This window comes from Oryzomicrobium terrae (genome assembly GCF_008274805.1).
GTDB classification, from domain to species: domain Bacteria; phylum Pseudomonadota; class Gammaproteobacteria; order Burkholderiales; family Rhodocyclaceae; genus Oryzomicrobium; species Oryzomicrobium terrae.
This window is the reverse complement of record NZ_CP022579.1, coordinates 2,817,283-2,838,821: the sequence shown is the minus strand read 5'-3', so window position 1 is coordinate 2,838,821 and position 21,539 is coordinate 2,817,283. Positions and strand designations below refer to the sequence as shown.

19 protein-coding genes are annotated in these 21,539 nt (G+C 66.0%); 12 read left to right on the top strand and 7 right to left on the bottom strand.

From position 1 onward, the window contains the following. The first annotated feature begins 6 nt into the window (after positions 1 to 6). From secA to OTERR_RS12830, 3 genes are all read left to right on the top strand, one after another. Positions 7 to 2,724, top strand: coding sequence for a preprotein translocase subunit SecA (secA, locus tag OTERR_RS12840; protein ID WP_149426005.1), 2,718 nt, complete (start codon positions 7 to 9; stop codon positions 2,722 to 2,724). A 74-nt stretch (positions 2,725 to 2,798) separates the two neighbouring features. Beyond that, positions 2,799 to 4,049 (top strand): bifunctional glutamate N-acetyltransferase/amino-acid acetyltransferase ArgJ, encoded by a 1,251-nt coding sequence (argJ, locus tag OTERR_RS12835; RefSeq protein ID WP_149426004.1) that lies wholly within the window; start codon positions 2,799 to 2,801, stop codon positions 4,047 to 4,049. A 129-nt stretch (positions 4,050 to 4,178) separates the two neighbouring features. Then, positions 4,179 to 4,382, top strand: a complete 204-nt coding sequence (locus OTERR_RS12830; RefSeq protein ID WP_054622198.1) for a hypothetical protein — start codon at positions 4,179 to 4,181, stop codon at positions 4,380 to 4,382. Between the two features lie 374 nt (positions 4,383 to 4,756). Here OTERR_RS12830 and OTERR_RS12825 read toward each other — a convergent pair whose 3' ends face one another. Both OTERR_RS12825 and apaG read right to left on the bottom strand, forming a co-directional pair. After that, complete coding sequence (locus tag OTERR_RS12825) at positions 4,757 to 5,734, bottom strand: cytochrome-c peroxidase (protein WP_149426003.1); 978 nt, start codon at positions 5,732 to 5,734, stop codon at positions 4,757 to 4,759. A gap of 166 nt (positions 5,735 to 5,900) precedes the next feature. After that, on the bottom strand, positions 5,901 to 6,308 hold the full coding sequence (apaG, locus tag OTERR_RS12820) for a Co2+/Mg2+ efflux protein ApaG (protein WP_054622200.1): 408 nt from the start codon (positions 6,306 to 6,308) through the stop codon (positions 5,901 to 5,903). A gap of 164 nt (positions 6,309 to 6,472) precedes the next feature. Here apaG and rpe point away from each other — a divergent pair, with 164 nt between their 5' ends. From rpe to OTERR_RS12785, 7 genes are all read left to right on the top strand, one after another. After that, positions 6,473 to 7,162 (top strand): ribulose-phosphate 3-epimerase, encoded by a 690-nt coding sequence (gene rpe / locus OTERR_RS12815; protein ID WP_149426002.1) that lies wholly within the window; start codon positions 6,473 to 6,475, stop codon positions 7,160 to 7,162. A 68-nt stretch (positions 7,163 to 7,230) separates the two neighbouring features. Next, on the top strand, positions 7,231 to 7,962 hold the full coding sequence (locus tag OTERR_RS12810; RefSeq protein ID WP_149426001.1) for a phosphoglycolate phosphatase: 732 nt from the start codon (positions 7,231 to 7,233) through the stop codon (positions 7,960 to 7,962). Between the two features lie 223 nt (positions 7,963 to 8,185). Further along, positions 8,186 to 9,685: an anthranilate synthase component I gene (gene trpE, locus OTERR_RS12805; RefSeq protein ID WP_149426000.1), complete on the top strand. Its 1,500-nt coding sequence runs from the start codon at positions 8,186 to 8,188 to the stop codon at positions 9,683 to 9,685. Positions 9,686 to 9,695: 10 nt separating this feature from the next. Next, complete coding sequence (locus OTERR_RS12800) at positions 9,696 to 10,268, top strand: aminodeoxychorismate/anthranilate synthase component II (RefSeq protein ID WP_149425999.1); 573 nt, start codon at positions 9,696 to 9,698, stop codon at positions 10,266 to 10,268. Then, complete coding sequence (gene trpD / locus OTERR_RS12795) at positions 10,265 to 11,296, top strand: anthranilate phosphoribosyltransferase (protein ID WP_054622205.1); 1,032 nt, start codon at positions 10,265 to 10,267, stop codon at positions 11,294 to 11,296. The genes OTERR_RS12800 and trpD overlap by 4 nt, the downstream gene beginning before the upstream one ends. Continuing rightward, entirely contained in the window at positions 11,293 to 12,096 is an 804-nt protein-coding gene (gene trpC, locus OTERR_RS12790; RefSeq protein ID WP_149425998.1) for an indole-3-glycerol phosphate synthase TrpC, read from the top strand. The genes trpD and trpC overlap by 4 nt, the downstream gene beginning before the upstream one ends. A 236-nt stretch (positions 12,097 to 12,332) precedes the next feature. Next, positions 12,333 to 13,514 carry a porin gene (locus tag OTERR_RS12785; protein WP_149425997.1) on the top strand — a complete coding sequence of 394 codons (1,182 nt, stop codon included), beginning with the start codon at positions 12,333 to 12,335 and terminating at the stop codon, positions 13,512 to 13,514. Between the two features lie 449 nt (positions 13,515 to 13,963). On the opposite strand, the gene OTERR_RS12780 is transcribed toward OTERR_RS12785, so the two are convergent. The 4 genes from OTERR_RS12780 to OTERR_RS12765 form a co-directional block, all read right to left on the bottom strand. Then, positions 13,964 to 14,734: a peptidoglycan DD-metalloendopeptidase family protein gene (locus OTERR_RS12780; RefSeq protein WP_149425996.1), complete on the bottom strand. Its 771-nt coding sequence runs from the start codon at positions 14,732 to 14,734 to the stop codon at positions 13,964 to 13,966. A 224-nt stretch (positions 14,735 to 14,958) separates the two neighbouring features. Further along, positions 14,959 to 15,786 carry an orotidine-5'-phosphate decarboxylase gene (gene pyrF / locus OTERR_RS12775; protein ID WP_149425995.1) on the bottom strand — a complete coding sequence of 276 codons (828 nt, stop codon included), beginning with the start codon at positions 15,784 to 15,786 and terminating at the stop codon, positions 14,959 to 14,961. Positions 15,787 to 15,797: 11 nt separating this feature from the next. Continuing rightward, entirely contained in the window at positions 15,798 to 17,597 is a 1,800-nt protein-coding gene (locus OTERR_RS12770) for a glutamine--tRNA ligase/YqeY domain fusion protein (protein ID WP_149425994.1), read from the bottom strand. Positions 17,598 to 17,758: 161 nt separating this feature from the next. Beyond that, a complete protein-coding gene (locus OTERR_RS12765; protein WP_149425993.1) occupies positions 17,759 to 18,715 on the bottom strand; it encodes a DMT family transporter in 957 nt (318 codons plus the stop codon). 103 nt (positions 18,716 to 18,818) lie between these two features. Here OTERR_RS12765 and OTERR_RS12760 point away from each other — a divergent pair, with 103 nt between their 5' ends. Then, positions 18,819 to 19,736 carry a LysR substrate-binding domain-containing protein gene (locus OTERR_RS12760; protein WP_149425992.1) on the top strand — a complete coding sequence of 306 codons (918 nt, stop codon included), beginning with the start codon at positions 18,819 to 18,821 and terminating at the stop codon, positions 19,734 to 19,736. A gap of 77 nt (positions 19,737 to 19,813) precedes the next feature. Further along, positions 19,814 to 20,206, top strand: a complete 393-nt coding sequence (gene crcB, locus OTERR_RS12755; protein ID WP_149426547.1) for a fluoride efflux transporter CrcB — start codon at positions 19,814 to 19,816, stop codon at positions 20,204 to 20,206. 33 nt (positions 20,207 to 20,239) lie between these two features. On the opposite strand, the gene OTERR_RS12750 is transcribed toward crcB, so the two are convergent. Continuing rightward, the gene (locus tag OTERR_RS12750; protein WP_149425991.1) at positions 20,240 to 21,169 is read right to left on the bottom strand and encodes a bestrophin family protein; all 930 of its coding nucleotides are present in this window, start codon (positions 21,167 to 21,169) and stop codon (positions 20,240 to 20,242) included. Between the last annotated feature and the right edge of the window lie 370 nt (positions 21,170 to 21,539).

Sequence of the window (21,539 nt, the reverse complement as noted above, 5' to 3'; positions counted from 1 at the left end):
CCCGACATGATTTCCGGCCTTCTCAAAAAGCTTTTCGGCAGCCGTAACGACCGACTGATCAAGCAGTACTCCCAGACCGTTCGCCGCATCAACGATCTTGAGCCGAGTATCGCCGCCCTGAGCGACGAGGCCCTGGCCGCCAAGACGGCGGAATTCAAGCAGCGCCACGCCCAGGGCGAGTCCCTGGACGCCCTGCTGCCCGAGGCATTTGCCGTGGTCCGGGAAGCCGGCAAGCGGGTGATGGGGATGCGCCACTACGATGTCCAGCTGATTGGCGGCATGGCTCTGCACTACGGCAAGATCGCCGAAATGCGCACCGGTGAAGGCAAGACCCTGATGGCGACCCTGCCGTCCTACCTGAATGCCATCACCGGCAAGGGCGTGCACATCATTACGGTGAACGACTATCTGGCCAGTCGCGACGCCGAGTGGATGGGACGCCTGCACCGCTTCCTCGGCCTCACCGTGGGCGTCAACCTGTCCCAGATGGACCACGACGCCAAGCAGGCCGCGTACGGCGCCGACATCACCTACGGCACCAATAACGAATTCGGTTTCGACTACCTGCGCGACAACATGGTCTACGAGCGGGGCGATCGGGTGCAGCGCGGTCTGCATTTCGCCATCGTGGACGAAGTGGACTCGATCCTGATCGACGAAGCCCGTACCCCGTTGATCATTTCCGGCCAGGCCGACGACCACACCGAGCTCTACCTCAAGCTCAACCAGGTGGCGCCGCAACTGGTGCGCATGGACACCGAGGACGGCGAAGGCGATTACTGGGTGGACGAGAAGGGCCACCAGGTGCACCTGTCCGATGCCGGGCACGAGCACGCCGAACAGATCATGGTGGACATGGGCCTGCTGGCCGAAGGTCGTAACTTGTACGACGCCGGCAACATCACCCTGATGCACCACCTCAACGCCGCCCTGCGTGCCCACACCCTGTTCCACCGCGACCAGCACTATGTGGTCAGCCCCAAGGGCGAGATCGTCATCGTCGACGAATTCACCGGCCGCCTGATGGCCGGCCGGCGCTGGTCGGACGGCTTGCACCAGGCCGTGGAGGCCAAGGAAGGCGTGGCGATCCAGGCCGAGAACCAGACCCTGGCTTCGGTCACCTTCCAGAACTACTTCCGCATGTACGAAAAGCTCGGCGGCATGACCGGTACCGCCGATACGGAAGCCTACGAGTTCCACCAGATCTACGCCCTGGAAACCGTGGTGATCCCGCCGAACAAACCGGTGGTGCGCCAGGATCTCAATGACCAGGTGTTCCGCACCCCCGAAGAAAAGCATGCCGCGATCGTCGCCGACATCCGCGAGCAGCATGCCAAGGGCCGGCCGATCCTGGTGGGCACCACCTCGATCGAGAACTCCGAGCTGCTCTCCGCCCTGCTCGACCGGGAAAAACTGCCGCACCAGGTGCTCAACGCCAAGCAGCACGCCCGCGAGGCCGAGATCGTGGCCGAAGCAGGTCGCCCCGGCATGATCACCATCGCCACCAACATGGCCGGTCGCGGCACCGACATCGTGCTCGGCGGGGCCATCGACAAGAAAGTGGACGCCATCCGCGAGGATGAGGCCCTCTCCGCCGAGGAAAAGGCCGCCCGTATCGCCGCCCTCAAAGCCGAGTGGAAGCCCCTGCACGAGCAGGTGGTGGCCGCCGGCGGCCTGCACATCATCGGCTCCGAGCGCCATGAATCCCGCCGTATCGACAACCAGCTGCGCGGCCGTGCCGGCCGTCAGGGCGACCCGGGCTCGTCCCGCTTCTACCTGTGCCTGGACGACTCCCTGCTGCGCATCTTCGCCGGCGAGCGCCTCAAGGCGATCATGGAGCGGCTGAAGATGCCCGAGGGCGAGGCCATAGAGCATCCCCTGGTGACCCGCTCCCTGGAATCCGCCCAGCGCAAGGTCGAAGCTCGCAACTTCGACATCCGCAAGCAGCTGCTCGAATACGACGACGTCGCCAACGACCAGCGCAAGGTGATCTACGCCCAGCGCAACGAACTGCTCGAAACCGAGGACATCACCGAAACCATCACCGCCATGCGCCATGGTGTGATCGAGGAAACCTTCCGCACCTTCGTGCCGGAAGAGTCGGTGGAAGAGCAGTGGGACATCGAGGGCCTGGAGCGCAGCCTGCTGACGGACCTGCAATTGGCGGCCCCGGTGGGCGAGTGGCTGAAGAACGAACCCCAGCTGCAGGAAGCCGATCTGCTCAAGCGTCTGCTTGAAACCGCCGACCAGGCCTATGCCGACAAGATCGCCCTGGTGAGCGAGGATGCCTTCCACCAGTTCGAGCGCAACGTCATGCTGCAGCGTCTCGACGAGCGTTGGCGCGAGCACCTGGCCGCGCTGGATCACCTGCGCCAGGGGATTCACCTGCGCGGCTATGCGCAGAAGAACCCCAAGCAGGAGTACAAGCGCGAAGCCTTCGAGCTGTTCGAGCAACTGCTCAACGGCGTACGCAACGAGGTCACCCGCCTGCTCATGACCGTGCAGATCCGCTCTGCCGAAGAGGTGGAAGAGACCGCGCCCCACGCCGACGTGGAAAACGTCCAGTACCACCACGCCGACTACGACGAGGCCCTGTCCGGCGCCGATGCGGAGGCCGAGGCGGCCCCCCTGCCGGCCGGTGCCGGCGACAAGGTTGGGCGCAACGATCCCTGCCCCTGCGGTAGCGGCAAGAAGTTCAAGCACTGCCACGGCAAGCTCAACTGATGCATTGAGGGGGCGGTGGCGGGGGCTTCGTGCCGCCGCCGTCGCCCCTTTTTCTTTTTTGTTAGGTACCTCCCATGCCTGTCAATTACGCCACTCCCGCTCCTGAAGCCCTGTTCCCCGTCGCCGGCGTCGGTCTCGGCGTTACCGAGGCCGGCATCCGCAAGGCCAACCGCCGCGACCTGACGGTGATCACCCTGGCCGAAGGCTCTACCGTGGCCGGCGTGTTCACCGCCAATCGCTTCTGCGCCGCCCCGGTGCAGGTGTGCCGCAGCCACCTGGCGGCGGCCCGGGACGGCGCCGCAGGCATTCGTGCCCTGGTGGTCAACACCGGCATCGCCAACGCCGGCACCGGTGCCCCGGGATTGGCCACGGCCAACGCCACCTGCGCCGCCCTGGCTGAAAAGCTCGGCGTGACGGCGGGCCAGGTGCTGCCGTTCTCCACCGGCGTGATCCTGGAGCCCCTGCCCGTGGATCGCCTGGTGGCCGGCCTGCCGGCGGCCATTGCCGACCTCAAGGCCGACAACTGGCACGCCGCCGCCCACGGCATCATGACCACCGATACGGTGGCCAAGGCCGCTTCGCGCCGGGTGGTGGTGGACGGCAAGACCGTCACCCTGACCGGCATCTCCAAGGGCGCTGGTATGATCCGGCCGAACATGGCCACCATGCTCGGCTTCCTCGCCACCGACGCCGGCATCGCCCAGTCCTTGCTGGAAGCGGTGACCAAGGAGGCGGCGGACCAGTCGTTCAACTGCATCACCGTGGACGGCGACACCTCCACCAACGATTCCTTCGTCGTGGCCGCCACCGGCCAGGCCGGCGTGGCCTTCGTCTCGGGCAACGAGCCGGGCTGGGCCGAGGTGCGCACCGCCCTGATCGACGTGGCCCGGGAACTGGCCCAGGCCATCGTGCGCGACGGCGAGGGCGCCACCAAGTTCATGGCCGTCGCCGTGGAAGGGGGTAAAACCCGGGAAGAATGCCGCCAGGTGGCCTACGCCGTGGCCCATTCGCCCCTGGTCAAGACCGCCTTCTTCGCCTCCGACCCCAACCTGGGCCGCATCCTGGCGGCGGTGGGCTACGCCGGCATCGCCGACCTGGACGTGGACGGCATCCGCGTCTGGCTGGCCGCCGGCGACGACACCGTGTTGGTGGCCGAGCACGGTGGTCGTGCTGCCGCCTACCGGGAAGAGGACGGCGCCCGCGTCATGCAGTCCGCCGAGATCACCGTGCGCATCGACCTGGGCCGCGGCAGCGCCGCCGGCACCGTGTGGACCTGCGACTTCTCTTACGACTACGTGAAGATCAACGCCGACTACCGTAGCTAGGCCGCACGCCCACCCCTGGACAAGCCCGCCGCCGTGCGGGCTTGTTCGTTTTGGGGCTGCTTCCCTGGCAGGTCTGTGGCGGCCGGCCGGGCGGATAATGGCGCCTTTACCGTTTGGATGTGGCTAGCCATGAACGAAACAAAGGATTCCGTCGCGGAGCGGCGGTCGGCCGAGCAGGCCGCGGCGCGGGCGGAACGCCGTGGCACCCTGATCTTCGGCCTGATCGCCAGTGCCGTGATCGTGGCCCTGATCGCCCTGCTGATGGGGGTGGAAATCTACGGCGAGCGCATGGACGAGGGGCGCATTCCGCCCCCCAACGCCGCAGATCGCTGAGGTGGTATCGCCTGGCGCGGCGTTTCGTGGACTTGTCTGGCGGCGCGACGGCGCAGGCGTGAGCGCGGGGAGGCTGGACCGTGGGGCCTGGTGCCCGGGCCTGGCTGGCCTCATGGAGGTGTTGAGGTGTGTGTCATGCCATCGTCAACCGCGATGGCGCTTTTGGTGCCTCATGAAACTCCGCGCCAGTCGCGGACTTTCAGAGGGGTGAAAAACAGCCATCGTGGTTGACGATGGCTGGCCGGTCGTATCCCCTCGGTTGCGCGTCCGTAGCCGGCCCGGGAGGATGGCCCTGCCCCAGGGGGCAGTTTCCAGGCGCTCCAATGGAAACGGGGGCTGCTGCCCCCGTCGGTAGTTGCGGTGAGTCGTGTGGTTTACGGCAGGGCGGGGATGGTGAACTTGGGCATCTCGCCGGTCAGGCCGTGCAAGAAGGCCACCAGATCGTCCACTTCATCCTTGCTCAGGTCGGTCTTGAGCATTTCCTTGCCCATGATCTTCACCGCCTCGTCGAGCTTCCACACCGAGCCGTTGTTGAAGTACGGGTAGGTCAGGGCCACGTTGCGCAGGGTCTGGGTGCGGAAGGCGTGCTTGTCGCTCTCCTTCTTGGTCACCGTGTAGCGCCCTTCGTCGGTGGAGCCCGGCACCTTGATGGCGTAGAAGTTGCCGTCGGTGAAGTTGGGGCCGTTGTGGCAGCCGACGCAGCCTTTCTCGACGAAGCTCTTCATGCCTTTCTTCTGCTGGGTGCTGATTGCCGATTCGTCCCCGGCCAGGTAGCGATCGAAGGGAGAGTTCGGCGTGATCAGGGTGCGCTCGAAGGCGGCAATGGCCTTGGCCAGGTTGTCCGGCGTGACCGGATCCTTGCCGCCGAACACCTCGGCGAAGCGCTTCTGGTACTCGGGGAAGCCCTTCAGCACGGCGATCGCCTTGTCCAGGGTGATGTTGTGCTCGATGTTGGCCTGGAGGGGGCCCAGGGCCTGAGCTTCCAGGGTGGGAGCGCGGCCGTCCCAGAACTGGGAAGTGAGGAAGGCCGCGTTCAGGGTGGTGGGGGAGTTGCGCGGGCCGCGGGCGGCGCCGTGGCCGATGGCCCGGGGGATGCGGTCGGTGAAGCCCAGGGCCGGGTTGTGGCAGGTGGCGCAGGCGATGGTGCCGTCGCCGGACAGGCGGGCGTCGAAATAGAGCATCTTGCCCAACTCCACCTTGGCTTCGGTCTGGGGGTTGTCCGCCGGAATCGGCGCAATGGCCGGCAGCGGCTTGAACAGTTCCTTGAACTTGGCGTAGGGGTCGGCGGCCTGGCTGCCTCCGGCGACGAGCAGGCCGGCCAAGAGGAGGGGTAGAGCGGTTCTCTTTTTCATGACATCTCCCTTTTGCTGGTGAAAAACCTTTTCATCAGCAGGGGATTGTCGGTGGGGTGGGTTGGTAAATGTTGATTTAAATCAATCGGTTGCTATAGCTAACCCCTATGTTGGCGATAGGGGCTGGCTATGTGGAGGGCCCAGAGCCGTGGGGCTGGGCAGGGGCTTAGTGCAGCACCCGCGGGGCGGCGAGGGTGAATTCCGGGATCGTTGCGTCGAAGGTGGTGCCGTCTTCGGCTTCCATCTGGTAGCTGCCGCGCATGGTGCCTACCGGCGTCGGCAGGATGCAGCCGCTGGTGTATTCGAAGCGTTCGCCCGGCTTGAGCAGGGGCTGGTGACCCACCACACCGATGCCGCGCACTTCCTGCTCGTCGTTACGGGCATCGCTGATCACCCAGTGACGTGAAATCAGCCGGGCGGCGACCGTGCCGATGTTTTCAATGATGATGGTGTAGGCAAAAACGTAGCGCCCTTCCTCGCTGTCCGACTGCTCGGGAAGGAACTGGGGCGTGGCGGTGACGCGGATTTTGTAGGTGCCGGTGTCGGTAGGGGGTGGGGAGGAGTGATCGGCCATGGCTGCTCTTGTTGTGGGAAAGGGGGCAGAGGTCGTCCCGCTCCGGCTGCTGGCAAGGGAATCGCCGCGACGCTCGGGGCGGTTGCACTCTGACCACGGAGGGGAGGCGGGGTTCGCGCTAAAATTGTGCCTGAATCTACTTAGCGCCACTGGCCCGACTCCCCATGCACGTCATCGCCCCCAGCATCCTTTCCGCCAACTTCGCCAAACTGGGCGAAGAAGTCTCCGCCGTGATCGCCTCCGGCGCCGACTGGATCCACTTCGACGTGATGGACAACCACTACGTCCCCAACCTGACCATCGGCCCCCTGGTGTGCGAGGCGATCCGCCCGTGCACCACCGCGCCGATCGACGTGCATCTCATGGTCAAGCCGGTGGACCGCATCGTCCCGGACTTCGCCAAGACCGGCGCCAACATCATCACCTTCCATCCCGAAGCCTCCGACCACGTGGACCGCACCCTGGGCCTGATCCGCGATTCCGGCTGCCAGGCCGGCCTGGTGTTCAACCCGGCGACGCCGCTGCACTACATGGACTACGTCATGGACAAGCTCGACGTGGTGCTGCTGATGAGCGTGAACCCGGGCTTCGGCGGGCAGAAGTTCATCCCCGGCACCCTGGACAAGCTGCGCGAGGCCCGGGCCAAGATCGACGCCTACACCGCCCGCACCGGCCGCAGCATCCGCCTGGAGATCGACGGCGGAGTGAAAGTGGACAACATTGCCCAGATCGCCCGGGCCGGGGCCGACGCCTTCGTCGCCGGTTCGGCGGTCTATGGCGCCGGCAAGGACAGCGACCCCAACCGCTACGACTCGGTCATCGCCGCCCTGCGCGCCGAGTTGGCCGGGGTCTAACGTGACATGCAGAGGGCGCGCGACGGGCTGATATCCGTCGTCGCCGCCCTCGGCGGTAAAGGATTGTGATGGCGCTTCTCTCGGTTACCCTCGACCTCGATGGCACCCTGCTCGACACGGTGCCCGATCTGGCCGCCGCCTGCCATGCCATGCTGGCCGAACTGGGCCAGCCACCGCGCAGCGACGACGAGGTGCGCAATTTCGTCGGCAAGGGCATGGCGGTGCTGGTGGAGCGCTGCCTGACCTGGGAGGCGCCGCCCGCGCCCGGGCTGGTGCAGGCCGGCATTGCCGCCTTCCGCCGCCACTATGCCGAGACCAACGGCCGGACGGCGCAGCCCTATCCCGGCGTGTTCGCCGGACTGGACGCCTTGGCGGCCCAGGGCCTCAAGCTCGGGGTGGTGACCAACAAACCCGAGGCCTTCACCTTGCCGCTGCTCGAACGCCAGGGGTTGGCCGGCTACTTCGCCGCGGTGGTGTCCGGCGACACCCTGGCGCAGAAAAAGCCGGACCCGGCGCCGGTGCGCCACGCCTGCGAGCTGTTGGGCTGCCGGCCGGAAGAGAACGTCCACGTCGGCGATTCGAGCAACGACTTCATCGCCGCCCGGGGCGCCGGCTGCCTGACCATCGGCGTGCCCTACGGTTACAACGAGGGGCGGCCGGTGACGGCGTCGCCGGTAGACGTCGCTTCCTGCCATGCGCTAGTATCGGACCTTCATGAGGCCGCCCGGGTGGTAGCCGCATGGAATGGCGAAATCCGCACAGGGGCCTCGATTGTGTCTCTGGCGTCATCACCTAGCTGAACCAAACTCCGCACTCTTCTCCATCGTGACCCGCAAGAACGTCGTACTCCGGACGGAATGCCTGATCGGCCAGCAGCGCTGGCAATCGTGGCAGGGTTGGTGGCGCTCGCCGCGCCAACATTAATCCCCCGTCCGGGCCCGGACGGCTGACACCCGGGCAACGACGCGCCCCTCCCCGCACGGGGGCGTTCAAAAGAAGTAAAAACCTGCTTGCGAGGTTGCTGTGACCGAAACCGAATTCAACGCGCTTGCCGCGCAGGGGTACAACCGTATCCCGGTGACCCTCGAGACCTTCGCCGATCTCGACACCCCCCTTTCCATCTACCTGAAGCTGGCCGACGCGCCCTATACCTACCTGCTTGAATCGGTGCAGGGCGGCGAGCGCTTCGGCCGCTACTCGATCATCGGCCTGCAAAGCCCGACCCGCATCGCGGTGCACGGCCACCAGGTGCTGGTGCTCAACCACAACCGCATCGCCGAGCGGGAGGACGACACCAATCCCCTCGACTTCGTCGCCCGCTTCCAGAAGCGCTTCCGCGTCGCCCCGGTGGCCGGTCTGCCGCGTTTCTGCGGCGGCCTGGTGGGCGCTTTTGGCTACGACACGGTGCGCTACATCGAAACGCGCCTGACCCGCACCGCCAAGGCCGACGACCTGGGCACCCCGGACATCCTGCTGCTGCTCTCGGAAGAGATCGCGGTGGTGGACAACCTGTCCGGCAAGCTGACCCTGGTGGTCTATGCCGAGCCGGGCTTTCCCGGCGCCTACCAGAAGGCCCAGGCGCGCCTCAAGGAACTGCTCGCCAAGCTGCGCCAGCCCGCCGCCGTGCCCACGGAAACGCCCTGCGCCTCCCAGCCCGCCGTCTCGGTGTTCGGCGAGGCCCGCTTCAAGGAGGCCGTGGTCAAGGCCAAGCGCTACATCACCGAGGGCGACATCATGCAGGTGGTGCTCTCCCAGCGCATGGTCAAGCCTTTCGGCGCCACGCCCCTGGCCCTGTACCGGGCGCTGCGCAGCTTGAACCCCTCGCCCTACATGTTCTATTTCAACCTGGAAGACTTCCACATCGTCGGCGCCTCGCCGGAGATCCTGGTCCGGGTCGAAGGGCAGGGCGATGAGCAGGGGCAGGGCAAGCGCGTCACCCTGCGGCCGATCGCCGGCACCCGCAAGCGCGGGGCCAGTCCCGAGGAGGACGCCGCCCTGGCCGCCGAGCTGTTGGCCGACGAGAAGGAACGGGCCGAGCATGTGCAACTGCTCGACCTGGGCCGCAACGACGTGGGCCGGGTGGCTACCACCGGGTCGGTGAAGCTCACCGACACCATGGTGATCGAGCGTTATTCCCACGTGATGCACATCGTCTCCAACGTAGAAGGCCGCCTCAAGCCGGGCCTGGACGCTCTGGACGTGCTCAAGGCCACCTTCCCGGCGGGCACCGTCTCCGGCGCCCCCAAGGTGCGGGCCATGGAGATCATCGACGAGCTGGAACCGGTCAAGCGCGGTATCTACGCCGGGGCCGTGGGCTACCTGGGCTTCAACGGCGACATGGACCTGGCCATCGCCATCCGCACCGCGGTGCTCAAGGACGGCCAGTTGCTCGTCCAGGCCGGGGCCGGCATCGTCGCCGATTCCAACCCGGACGCCGAATGGCAGGAAACCCAGAACAAGGCCCGCGCCGTGCTGCGTGCCGCGGAAATGGCCGAAGGCGGCCTCGATACCCGCTTGCCGTGAGGAACACGCCATGTTGCTGATGATCGACAACTACGACAGTTTTACCTACAACATCGTCCAGTACTTCGGCGAGCTGGGGCAGGACGTGCGGGTGTATCGCAACGACGCCATCACCCTGGCCGAGATCGCCCGGCTCGATCCGGAATACCTGGTGATCTCCCCGGGGCCCTGCGCCCCGGCCCAGGCCGGGGTATCCCTGGCGGCTATTCGCGAGTTCGCCGGCAAGATCCCGCTCCTCGGCGTGTGCCTGGGCCACCAGTCCATCGGTGAGGCCTTCGGTGGCAAGGTGGTGCACGCCAAGCAGCTGATGCACGGTAAGACCTCGCCGGTGCACCACAAGGACGTGGGCGTGTTCAAAGGCCTGCCCAATCCGCTCACCTGTACCCGCTACCACTCTCTGGCGGTGGAGCGCGAGTCCCTGCCCGAGTGCCTGGAGATCACTGCCTGGACCGACGATGGCGAGATCATGGGCCTGCGCCACAAGACCCTGGCGGTCGAGGGCGTCCAGTTCCACCCCGAATCCATCCTCACCGAGCGCGGCCATGATCTGCTGGCCAACTTTTTGAAGGAGCACGCACGATGACCCCGCAGGATGCCCTGACCCGCTGCATTGAGCACCGGGAGATCTTCCACGACGAAATGCTCGGCCTGATGCGCCAGATCATGTCCGGCGAAATGAGCCCGGTGATGATCGCCGCCATCACCACCGCCCTGCGGGTGAAGAAGGAAACCATCGGCGAGATTGCCGCCGCTGCCCAGGTGATGCGCGAGTTCGCCACTCCGGTGCCGGTGGCCGATCCCAATGCGGTGGTGGATATCGTTGGCACCGGCGGCGACGGCGCCCACTCCTTCAATATCTCCACCACCTCCATGTTCGTGGCGGCGGCGGCCGGGGCCAAGGTGGCCAAGCACGGTGGCCGCTCGGTATCGAGCAAGTCGGGCAGCGCCGACGCCCTGGAGGCCCTGGGCGCCGATATCAACCTGACCCCGGAGCACATCGCCCGCTGCATCGACCAGGTGGGTATGGGCTTCATGTTCGCCCCCAACCACCACGGTGCGATGAAGCACGCGGCCCCGGTGCGGCGCGAGTTGGGGGTGCGCACCATCTTCAACATCCTCGGCCCCCTGACCAACCCGGCCCGGGCCGAGCGCCAGGTGCTCGGCGTGTTCCACGCCGACCTGGTGGGCATCCTGATCCGGGTGCTGCAACGGCTCGGCTCCAAGCGCGCCTTCACTGTGTTCGGCCTGGAAGGGCTCGACGAGATTTCCGTGTCCGGCCGCACCCTGATCGGCGAGCTCAAGGACGGCAAGATCCGCGAGTACGAAATCCATCCGGAGGACTTCAACCTGCCGGTGCACGATCCCCGCGCCCTGCAGGTGGGGTCGGTGCAGGAATCCCAGGAGATGGTCATCGCCACCCTGGAGAACCGCCACACCGCCGGCCGCGACATCGTCGCCATGAACGCCGGGGCGGCCCTCTACGTGGCCGACCACGTACCGAGCCTGGCCGAGGGCGTGGACCTGGCCCTGGAGACCATCGCCAGCGGCGCGGCCCGGGCCAAGCTCGACCAGTTCATCGCCTTTACCCGGCAGTTCAAGGAGTCGGCATGAGCGACATCCTGAAGAAAATCCTTGCAGTAAAAGCCGAGGAAGTGGCCGCCGCCCAGGCCGCCAAGCCCCTGGCGGCGTTGCGCGCAGAGGCCGAGGCTGCCAACCGGGACAACCCGGTGCGCGACTTCGTCGGCGCCATCGAGGCCAAGATCGCCGCCGGCCAGGCCGGGGTGATCGCCGAGGTGAAAAAGGCCAGCCCGTCGAAGGGCGTGCTGCGCGCCAATTTCGATCCGGCGGCCATTGCCGCCAGTTACGCCGCCCACGGTGCGGCCTGCCTGTCGGTACTGACGGACCGGCAATTCTTTCAGGGGGCGCCCGACTACCTGCAACAGGCCCGTGCGGCCTGTAACCTGCCGGTGATCCGCAAGGACTTCCTGGTGGACGAGTACCAGGTTGTGGAAGCCCGCGCCATGGGGGCAGACGCCATCCTGCTGATTGTCGCGGCCCTGGAGTTGGCACGCCTCAAAGCGCTGGAAGCAGTGGCCGATTCCCTGGGGCTGGCCGTGCTTGTGGAAGTGCACGATGCTGACGAACTTGATCTGGCGCTGCAGCTCAAGACGCCCTTGCTCGGCATCAACAATCGCAATCTGCGCACTTTCGAGGTCAGTCTGCAGAACACCCTGGACCTGCTGCCGCGCATCCCGACCGGTCGTCGTGTGGTGACGGAGTCCGGCATCCTGGCACGCAGCGATGTGGCGTTGATGCGTCAGCATCATGTGGATGCTTTCCTAGTGGGTGAGGCCTTCATGCGTGCCGACGATCCTGGGGTGGCCTTGGCTGGCCTGTTTCATTCCCGCTAATGCCAGAAACCATTTGCGCTGCGCCGAACCTCTCTTAATTCATGAGGTTGGACGTCGTTGTTGAAGTTCTCTGAATGTAAGTGCCATGCGTTGTTGTTTTTTTGCAACGCATGGCACATTGATAAGAGGGTAGAGGCGAAAGCAGGTTGCCCCTCCCTTCCCCCCTTGCCAAAATCCACTCAACTCTCGGATGAGAGCTTTTGGGTACCTCACCCGCTAATTATTAGGAGATCGATATGCAGAAGAAGCTGATCGCCCTCGCCGTCGCCGGCCTCGCCGCCGCTCCGGCTTTCGCTCAGTCCAACGTCACCATCTACGGTCTGGTTGACGTCGGTGCCGAATGGGCCTCCTCTGGCGCCGGTGGCAACCGCGGCTCCGACTTCCGTATCCAGTCCGGCCAGCAAGCTGGCTCCCGTCTGGGCTTCAAGGGTCAGGAAGACCTGGGCAACGGCCTGTCCGCCATCTGGACCCTGGAAATGGGCCTGTCCCTGGATAACGGCCAGTCCACCCTGCACGGCACCAACGGTGGTGACACCGGTGCTACCAACGTGCAGAACGTGACCAACGGCTCCGCCATCTTCCAGCGTCAGGCTTTTGCCGGCCTGAAGAGCAACACCCTGGGTCAGCTGACCTTCGGTCGCCAGTACACCCCGTTCTACGCTGTCAAGGCTTCCACCGACCCGTTCGCTCTGGGCCTGGGTGGCACCCTGAACAACCTGATGGGCTACGTTCCGGGTAACGCCGACCGTCTGAACAACTTTGCTCTGTACGTGTCCCCCTCCTTCGCCGGCTTCACCTTCGGTGCTGGTTACTCCACCGGTCAGGAAAACAATAGCAACGCCAACAACCTGGGCGGCAACTCCTACGAAGCTGGCCGCACCTTCGGTGCTCTGGCTCAGTACGCCAATGGCCCCGTGTACGTTGGCCTGGCTTACCACAACGCCCGCACCGTTCCGACTGCCGTTGCCGGCTCCGTGCCCCGTGCTGATGCTTGGTACCTGGGCGCTTCCTACGACTTCCAAGTCGTGAAGCTCTTCGCCAACTACAGCCAAGGCTCTGCCGCTAAGAACACTGTCGGTTCCGACAACGATCTGAAGGGCCGCCTGTGGAACGTGGGCGTGACCGTGCCGTTCCTCGGCAAGCACAAGGTTATCGCTGCTTACACCCAAGCCTACAACAACACCGCTGGCTCCCCCTCCAATGACGGCGCCAAGCTGTGGGGCCTGGGTTACACCTACGATCTGTCCAAGCGTACCAATCTGTACACCTCCTACGCTCGTCTGATCAAGGATGACAACAGCGGTACTTGGAATGCTAATGGCCAAGTCCGTATCGACGGTGCTGTGGCTCAAGGTCTGACCGGCGTTGCCGGTAAGAACGCCCAGTCCCTGATGGTCGGCGTGCAACATCGCTTCTAATCGTCTTACGACGATCTGAAGTTGAAACGGGCACCTTCGGGTGCCCGTTTTTCTTTGGTGTTTGGCAACGTGATATTTCTGTAGTGGCCGCAGCTGCCCTCATGATCCAGGAAGTTACATTGGTGATCAATTCGTGTTGTGGTCAACAATATTGATCGATGTATTTTCAACCTAAAGACTACGGTGCAGAGTCAGGATTAAGTGATTGGCTGAGAGCTGGCCGGGGAGGCTGCCGTAACTAGCGAGGGCGAGTCGATGGCAAGCGCTCTCAGGTCGTGGGCGGGTGCGCGCAATTGGTGGTAGTGACACATGGTAATGGTAGCTGGGGGGAGGCAGTGTCGAGCCCATGGCAAGCCGGCGGTGCCATTAGTGCTAATGGCCGTTACGATTTGCCCGTGCAGGGGATGTGTAATAGGGAAGGCCTTGCCTTCCCTTTTCGGTCTTATTCCTCAGGGAGTTTTCAGGAACAGTTCCGGCTCGACGGCAGTGCCATTGAGAAAGACCGCCCAGTGTAGGTGCGGTCCGGTCACTCGGCCGGTGGCACCGGCGGCGCCGAGCTGGGCGCCGCGTGGCACGCTGTCGCCGGCTTTGACATCGATGCGCGACAGGTGCATGTAGGCGGTGATCAGGCCTTGGCCGTGATCGAGAAAAACCGTGTTGCCGTTGAAGAAATAGTTGCCGGTGTCGAGCACCTTGCCCGGCGCCGGGGCGCGGATCGGCGCGCCGGTGCCGACGGCGATGTCCAGCCCGGCGTGGGGGTTGCGCGGCTCGCCGTTGAAGATACGGCGCAGGCCGAAGCGCGAGGAAAGGTGGCCTTCTGCGGGTAGGGTGAAGGTAGTCTCGGGCCAGGCTGGGGAGAATTGGCGCTTGAATTGGTCCGTGAGCTGCTTTTCCTGCGCGATGCGGCGCAGATCCTCTTCCAGGGGCGTGACGTGGCGCTGGTTGCGCACGGTCAGGCGTTGCACCGGGTAATCCTTGGCGCGTACCTCGATGGTGGTGAAGCGGGTCGTACCGCCTGTCTCCACGGTGAGGGGCAGGGGGCCAGGCGGCGTTTCCAGGGGGATGCCGACCAGGGCCAGCCAGCGTCCGCCCTCCTTGACCACCGCCACGGGCGCGTCCCCCAGCCGGGCCGCGATGGCCTGGTGGGCCGGTGCCTCCAGGGGGACGACGGCGACGCCCCCGGGAACCGGCAAATCTCGGGGAGCGGCGTGGATGGGCATGCTCGCCAGCGCCGCCAGTAGCGCGACAGGGATATGGTGTCCGGACAGCTTGCACGCTCCGTCCCACACCCTGGCTGGGTTTTTCTTACCGTTGGCCATGCGGCTGTCTCGGGCTTGGTAAGCGCCATGGGGGAGGGCGAAACGAGGCAGAGCAGACATGGGGGAGAGGCGTAGAAAGCGGGGAAGCAGACCCGGGCCCGCCAGAGCAGGTGGCGCCCGTCGGGTTAGCGGTAGCGGTTGATGGCGTCCCGGGTCGCAAGGGCCACCTGGCGGGAGGCGGCGGCGAAACCTTCGTCCTTGCCGGCGTAGAGGATGGCGCGGGAGGAACTGATCATCAGCCCGGTCCCGCCAGCGGTCTTGCCCGCCTCCACCGTGGCCTGGATATCCCCGCCCTGGGCACCGATGCCCGGCACCAGCAGGGGGAGGTCGCCGACGATGCTGCGCACCCGGGCGATCTCGGCCGGGAAGGTGGCGCCTACCACCAGGGCGCACTGGCCGGTGGTGTTCCATTCGCTGGCGACCAGCTTGGCGACCCGCTCGAACAGCTTTTCGCCGCCGCCCACGTCGAGGAATTGCAGGTCGCTGCCGCCGGGGTTGGAGGTGCGGCAGAGCAGGATCACCCCCTTGTCCGGGTAGGCCAGGTACGGGGTGACCGAATCCCGGCCCATGTAGGGGCTGGCGGTGATGGCGTCGGCCTGGAAACGCTCGAAGGCTTCGATGGCGTACTGCTCGGCGGTGCTACCGATGTCGCCGCGCTTGGCGTCGAGGATCACCGGGATGCCCGGGTGGCGCCCGTGGATGTGGGCGATCAGGGCTTCGAGCTGGTCTTCGGCCCGATGGGCGGCGAAGTAGGCGATCTGGGGCTTGAAGCAGCACACCAGGTCGGCGGTGGAATCGACGATGCTTTTGCAGAACTCGAAGATGGCGTCCGGCCGGCCCTGAAGGTGGATGGGAAACTTGGTCGGCTCGGGATCGAGGCCGACGCACAGCAGCGAGTTGTTCTTCTGCCAGGCGGCAGCCAGGGACTGGGTAAAGGTTGTAGTTGTGGTCATCGTCTCGTCCCTTACTTGGCCCCGTGACCCCAGGAATCCTTGAGGGTCACCGCCCGGTTGAATACCGGGGCGCCAGCCTTGGAGTCGACCCGGTCAGCGACGAAGTAGCCGTGGCGTTCGAACTGGAAGCGTTCCTCGGCCTTGGCATCCTTGAGGGCCGGCTCGAGTTGGGCACCGATGACCACCTTGGAATTCGGGTTGATGTCGTCGAGGAAGTCGCGCTCCAGCTCCTCCGGGTCGCCCCCGCGGCGTCCCCCGGGGTTGGCGACCTTGAACAGCCGGTCGTAGAGGCGCACCTCGGCGGCATAGGCGTGGGCGGCGGACACCCAGTGCAGGTTGCCCTTGACCTTGTAGTTGTCGGCGCCCGGGGTGCCGGACTTGGAGTCGGGCAGGTACTCGCACAGTACGGCGGTCACGTTGCCGGCGGCATCCTTCTCGCAGCCGGTGCACTTCACCACGAAACCGTAGCGCAGGCGGGCCATATTGCCCGGATAGAGGCGGTGGTAGCCCTTGACCGGCTCTTCCATGAAGTCCTCGCGCTCGATCCACAGCTCCCGGCTAAAGGGCATGGCCCGCTTGCCCAGCTCGGGCTTGAGCGGGTGGTTGGGGGCGTGGCACTCCTCGCTCTGGCCTTCCGGGTAGTTGGTGATGATGAGCTTCAACGGGTCGAGCACGGCGATGCGACGCTCGGCGGATTCGTTGAGGGTCTCGCGCATGCACTCTTCGAGCACCGAATAGTCGATCAGGGAGTCGGACTTGGTCACGCCGATCCGCTCCATCAGCAGACGGAAGCCTTCGGCCGTGTAGCCACGCCGGCGGGCGCCCACCAGAGTGGGCAGGCGCGGGTCGTCCCAACCCTCGACGTGCTTCTCCTCCACCAGCTGGATCAGCTTGCGCTTGGACAGCACCACGTAGGTCAGGTTGAGGCGCGAGAACTCGTACTGGTGGGGCAGGGGGCGCAGCAGCAGGCCGGCGTCAGCCAGGCGTTCCAGCAGCCAGTCGTAGAAGGGGCGCTGGTCCTCGAACTCCAGGGTGCAGATGGAGTGGGTGATGTTCTCCAGCGCATCCTCGATCGGGTGGGCGAAGGTGTACATGGGGTACACGCAGAACTTGTCGCCAGTGCGGTGGTGAGTGGCGTGGCGGATACGGAAGATGGCCGGGTCGCGCAGGTTGATGTTGGGCGAGGCCATATCGATCTTGGCACGCAGGATGTGGGCGCCGTCGGCGAATTCCCCGGCCTGCATGCGGCGGAACAGGTCCTGGTTTTCGGCCACGCTGCGGTTGCGGTAGGGGCTGTCCTTGCCCGGCTGGGTCAGGGTGCCCCGGTTGGCGCGCATTTCCTCGGCGGACTGGCTATCCACGTAGGCGTGACCGGTTTCGATCAGGGATTCGGCGAACTGCACCATCCAGTCGAAGTAGTCGGAGGCGTGGTAGAGGTTGTCCTCTACCCCGTCCTGCCAATGGAAGCCGAGCCACTTCACCGCGTCGATGATCGAATCGACGTACTCCTGCTCTTCCTTTTCCGGGTTGGTGTCGTCGAAGCGCAGGTGGCAGCGGCCACCGAACTGCTCAGCCAGGCCGAAGTTCAGGCAGATCGACTTGGCGTGACCGAAGTGCAGGTAGCCGTTCGGTTCCGGCGGAAAGCGGGTGCGGATCTTGGCCGCATCCAGGGGGGCTTCCGCCTGGACGGCGGCCGGGCCGGGGCGCCCGGCCCAGCGGCGGCTGGCATGCTTGCCGGCGGCCAAGTCGGCTTCGACGATGTTACGGATGAAGTTGGCGGCGGGGACGTGCTCGTTCTTACGGTCGGTCATGGCGCGGGCGTGAAAGCGGATGAGGGGCGGCGGCGGGCGGAACCTGGCGGCCCAAGCCCCGGAGTGCGCGTCGCCCCGGGAAGGCGGCGGATCAAACGGAAGATCCGTCGGCTGCGTGTCCCGGAGCGTGCGAAAACCCCGATTTTATCAGCCCGGCGCGCTCACCGGGGGGAGCGGGGCGAGCCGATTCCACCTCGGGCCACCAGCACGATGCCCAGGGCGATGGGCAACACCCCGAGCAGATCGCTGCTGTAGAGCGGCTCGCCAAGCAAGGCCACTGCAAACAGGGTGCCGAAGAAGGGGTTGAGAAAGTGGAAGCTGCTGGCGCTGCCGGCCTGGCCGTGGCGCAGCATCCAGAACATCAGCAGGGTGGTGCCGAGGGACGCCACCCCGGCGCTGTAGCCCAGGCTCAGCCACAACCCCCAGGCGTTTTCGAAGCGCAACCCTTCCCAGCCCCAGGCGGGCAGGAGCAGCACCAGACCGCTGCACAACATCTGCAGGGTCACTGCCACCAGCATGTCCTGGCTCCCCGCCACCCGCTTGGTCAGGACGGTGCCCAGGGCCAGTGCCAGGGTTCCGGCCAGAATGGCGGCGAGGGACAACGGATCGAGGTGGTCTACCGCTAAGCGGTGCTGGGTGATCCAGATCACGCCAGCCAGCCCCAGGCCGACACCGAGGAGCTTGGCTGGTGTCAACCGTTCGCCGGCGATCAGGGCCGCCAGCAGCAAGGTGAGCAACGGGCAGGTGCTGACCAGGATCGAGGTGAGTGCCGCCGGCGTAGCCTGCATGCCCCAGTAGGCCAGGCCCAGGTACACCGCGTTGTAGAGCACCCCTGCCACCAGGGTGCGGCCCGGCAGGGTCATGCCGCGCAGGCTGCGGCCCTGGAGGGCGCACACGCCGGCGAGTAGCAGCCCGGCGGCTAAAAAGCGCATGGCCAGGATGGTCAGGGGGCCGGCGTAATAGAGGCCGACCTTGCCGGCGACGAAGGCCGAGCTCCAGATGACACTGAAGGCGATGCCGGCGGCAACCAGAGCGGTGCGGCTCGGGGTGGTGGCGAGAGGGGCGGAATCGCCGTCTCCTGCAAGGGGACGGGACAGGGTAGTGGATGCGCTGGACATGGGGGGGCTCCAAAAGATGCGGTTTGGACAACACCCCGTCACCCTAGCGGTTGCTGCAAAATTTGATAAATTGATAATTGTCTTTCCAATATTTTGGAATTAAATGATGCCTCGTCACCTCGATATGGATCTGCTGCGCGCCCTGGTCGCCACTGCGGACGCCGCCAGTTTTTCCCTGGCCGCCAGCCGCCTGGGGCGAACTCAATCGGCGGTGAGCCTGCAGATCAAGCGTCTCGAAGAATTGGTGGGCCACCCCCTGCTGGTACGTTCCCAGGGCCGCCTCGACGGGCCGACCGCCGAGGGGCTGCTGCTGCTCGACTACGCCCGGCGCATCCTGCGTCTCAACGACGAGGCGGTGGGCTGCTTCAGCGAGCCGGAGCTGGCCGGCAGCCTACGCGTCGGCCTGGCCGAAGAGATCATGGAGCGGGATCTGGGCGTGGTGGTGGATGACTTCCACCAGGCCTACCCCCGGGTCCGCCTGGCCCTGGAATGCGACCTGTCGGCGCGCCTGGCCGCCCGGGTTCAGTCCGGCGAGCTGGACGTGGCTCTGATCAAGCGCGTCGGCAGCCAGCCCACCGCCGAGGGGCGGCCCCTATGGCGTGAGCCCATGGTGTGGGTGACCGGCGAGCGGGGCGGCGCCGCGGACGAACGCCCCCTGCCCCTGGCCCTGTTTCAGGAAAGCTGCATCTTCCGTGTGGTCGCCCAGGCGGCCCTCGGCCAGGCGGGTATTCCCTGGCGCCAGGCTTTTTCCGGCCATAGCCACACCGGCCTGCGCCAGGCCGTGGCCGCCGGGTTGGCAGTATCGCCCCTGCCGCTCAGCTTGATTGGCCCGGGGCTGGTGCGGGTGCGCGAGGGTCTGCCGGCCCTGCCCGACGTCGAATGGGTGGTGCTCTATGCCCCCAACGGTGAGTGGCCGGCGGCCACCCGGCTGGTGGAGATGTTCGAGGCCCGGCTCTGGCAGGGGCGGGGCGCGCAGCCGGCAGCGGTGGCCGCGCCGCGCCGCGAGGCCCTGCCGGCCTGAGGGGCGGGGGCTTCTTCCGTACAATGCCGACCGAGATTATTCCAACCTTCCTCGACTTTCATTCCCGGGACATCGACATGAACAACGGTTTGAGCTTCGCCGCTATCGGCGGCGGTGCGGCCCTGGGGGCCTGGCTGCGCTGGGGGCTGGGCATGGCGCTGAATCCGCTGCTGCCAGCCCTGCCGCTAGGCACCCTGGCCGCCAACCTGATCGGCGGTTACCTGATCGGCCTGGCGGTGGCGGTGTTCCACTTCAACAGCGGCCTGCCCACTGAACTCAAACTGTTCGTCATCACCGGCTTTCTCGGCGGCCTGACCACGTTCTCGACCTTTTCCGCCGAGGTGGTGGAGCGCCTGCTGTCCGGTCAGCCCGGGCTGGCCCTGGCGCTGGGCAGCGTGCATCTGGTGGGGTCGCTCACCGCCACCTGGTTGGGGTTGGCCACCCTGGGGGCGACCCGCATCTGGGGGTGACCCGCATCTGGGGGTGAGCGGGGCGGCGCCGGCTCAGGTCAGACGGTAGTTGCCGTCCGGCTGCAGGGCCGGGGGCAGGTCGGCGGAAGGCACCCCCACGGTTTCCAGCACGGTGCGCTCGATGGTGCGCGCCAGTGCATCCAGGGCCAGGTCGTTGGGTTCCCGGCCGAAGGGGTCTTCCAGTTCGCCGGCGATGGCCTCCAGGGCCATAAAGGTGTAGGCGACGAATACTGCCATCAGGGGCGTCAGATAGCCGATGCTGTCCACCAGGCCAAACGGCAGCAAGGCCGCGTAGCCATACACGGTGCGGTGCAGCAGCACGTTGTAGGCGTAGGGGATCGGCGTGTTGGCGATGCGCTCGCAGCCGGTGATGACCTCGGCAATGCTGTCCAGGTTGGCATCCATGTTGGCGGCCAAAATGTCCGGCAACTGGCCCTCGCGGCGCCGCTCCTGCACCCAGCGGGCCAACTCCGTGAGCAGCGCCACTGGCACGAACTGTGCAGCCGCGCAGCGGGCTGCCAGGTCGGCGGGCAGCAGGCGCGCCAAGTCGTCATGGACCGGATCGCCGCGCAACTGATGCTTGAGGCTGTGGGCCAGGGCGATCAGCAGGGCGGCGAAATGGCGCACCCGCGGGTCGTCGTCGGGCAAGGCGACGAGAGTGGCGGCCTGGCGGCTAAGGGCCCGGGTGGCGATCACCAACTGGCCCCACAGCCGGCGCCCTTCCCAGAAGCGGTCGTAGCTGACGTTGTTGCGAAAGCCGAGAAAGATCGCCAGGGCGATGCCCACCAGGCTGAACGGGGCGGGGTTGAGGCGTACCCCGAAGTCGCGGAACCACAGATGCCCGGCCAGGGCCACCAGCGAGATCGCCAGGATGCCCAGCAGCCGGGGCATGACCAGGCCGAGCACCGAGCCGCGCCAGACGAAGAGCATGCGGAACCAGTGGACTTTGGGGCGGACGATCATGGCGGCGGGTTGTGAAGGGCTTCTTTCGGCTGAAGTGATGATCCTGCCCGGTCGACCCGGAGCCGGCAAGCCGCAAAAGTAGCGAGGGTGCGCCCTGCCAGAAGGGGCGCAGAGGGGCCTGGAGCGTGCCCGGAGCCTCCGATGCGTGACCGCAATCCACCACTCAGTAGAAGAAAATGCCGCTCCGTTGCGTCTGTACAGGGAAATTCCGACGCCGCCAGCGGCCCAGGAACTTGTCGTGTCGGCCGCGCACTGACTTGGCCGGCAGGCGACGGATCAGACGCGGTAGTGGGGCGAGTAGCGGTCGCCTTGTCGCTGCGGGGCTGCTGGGCTGGGCTACGGCCCTCGGGTAAGATGCGGGTTCTTTGCG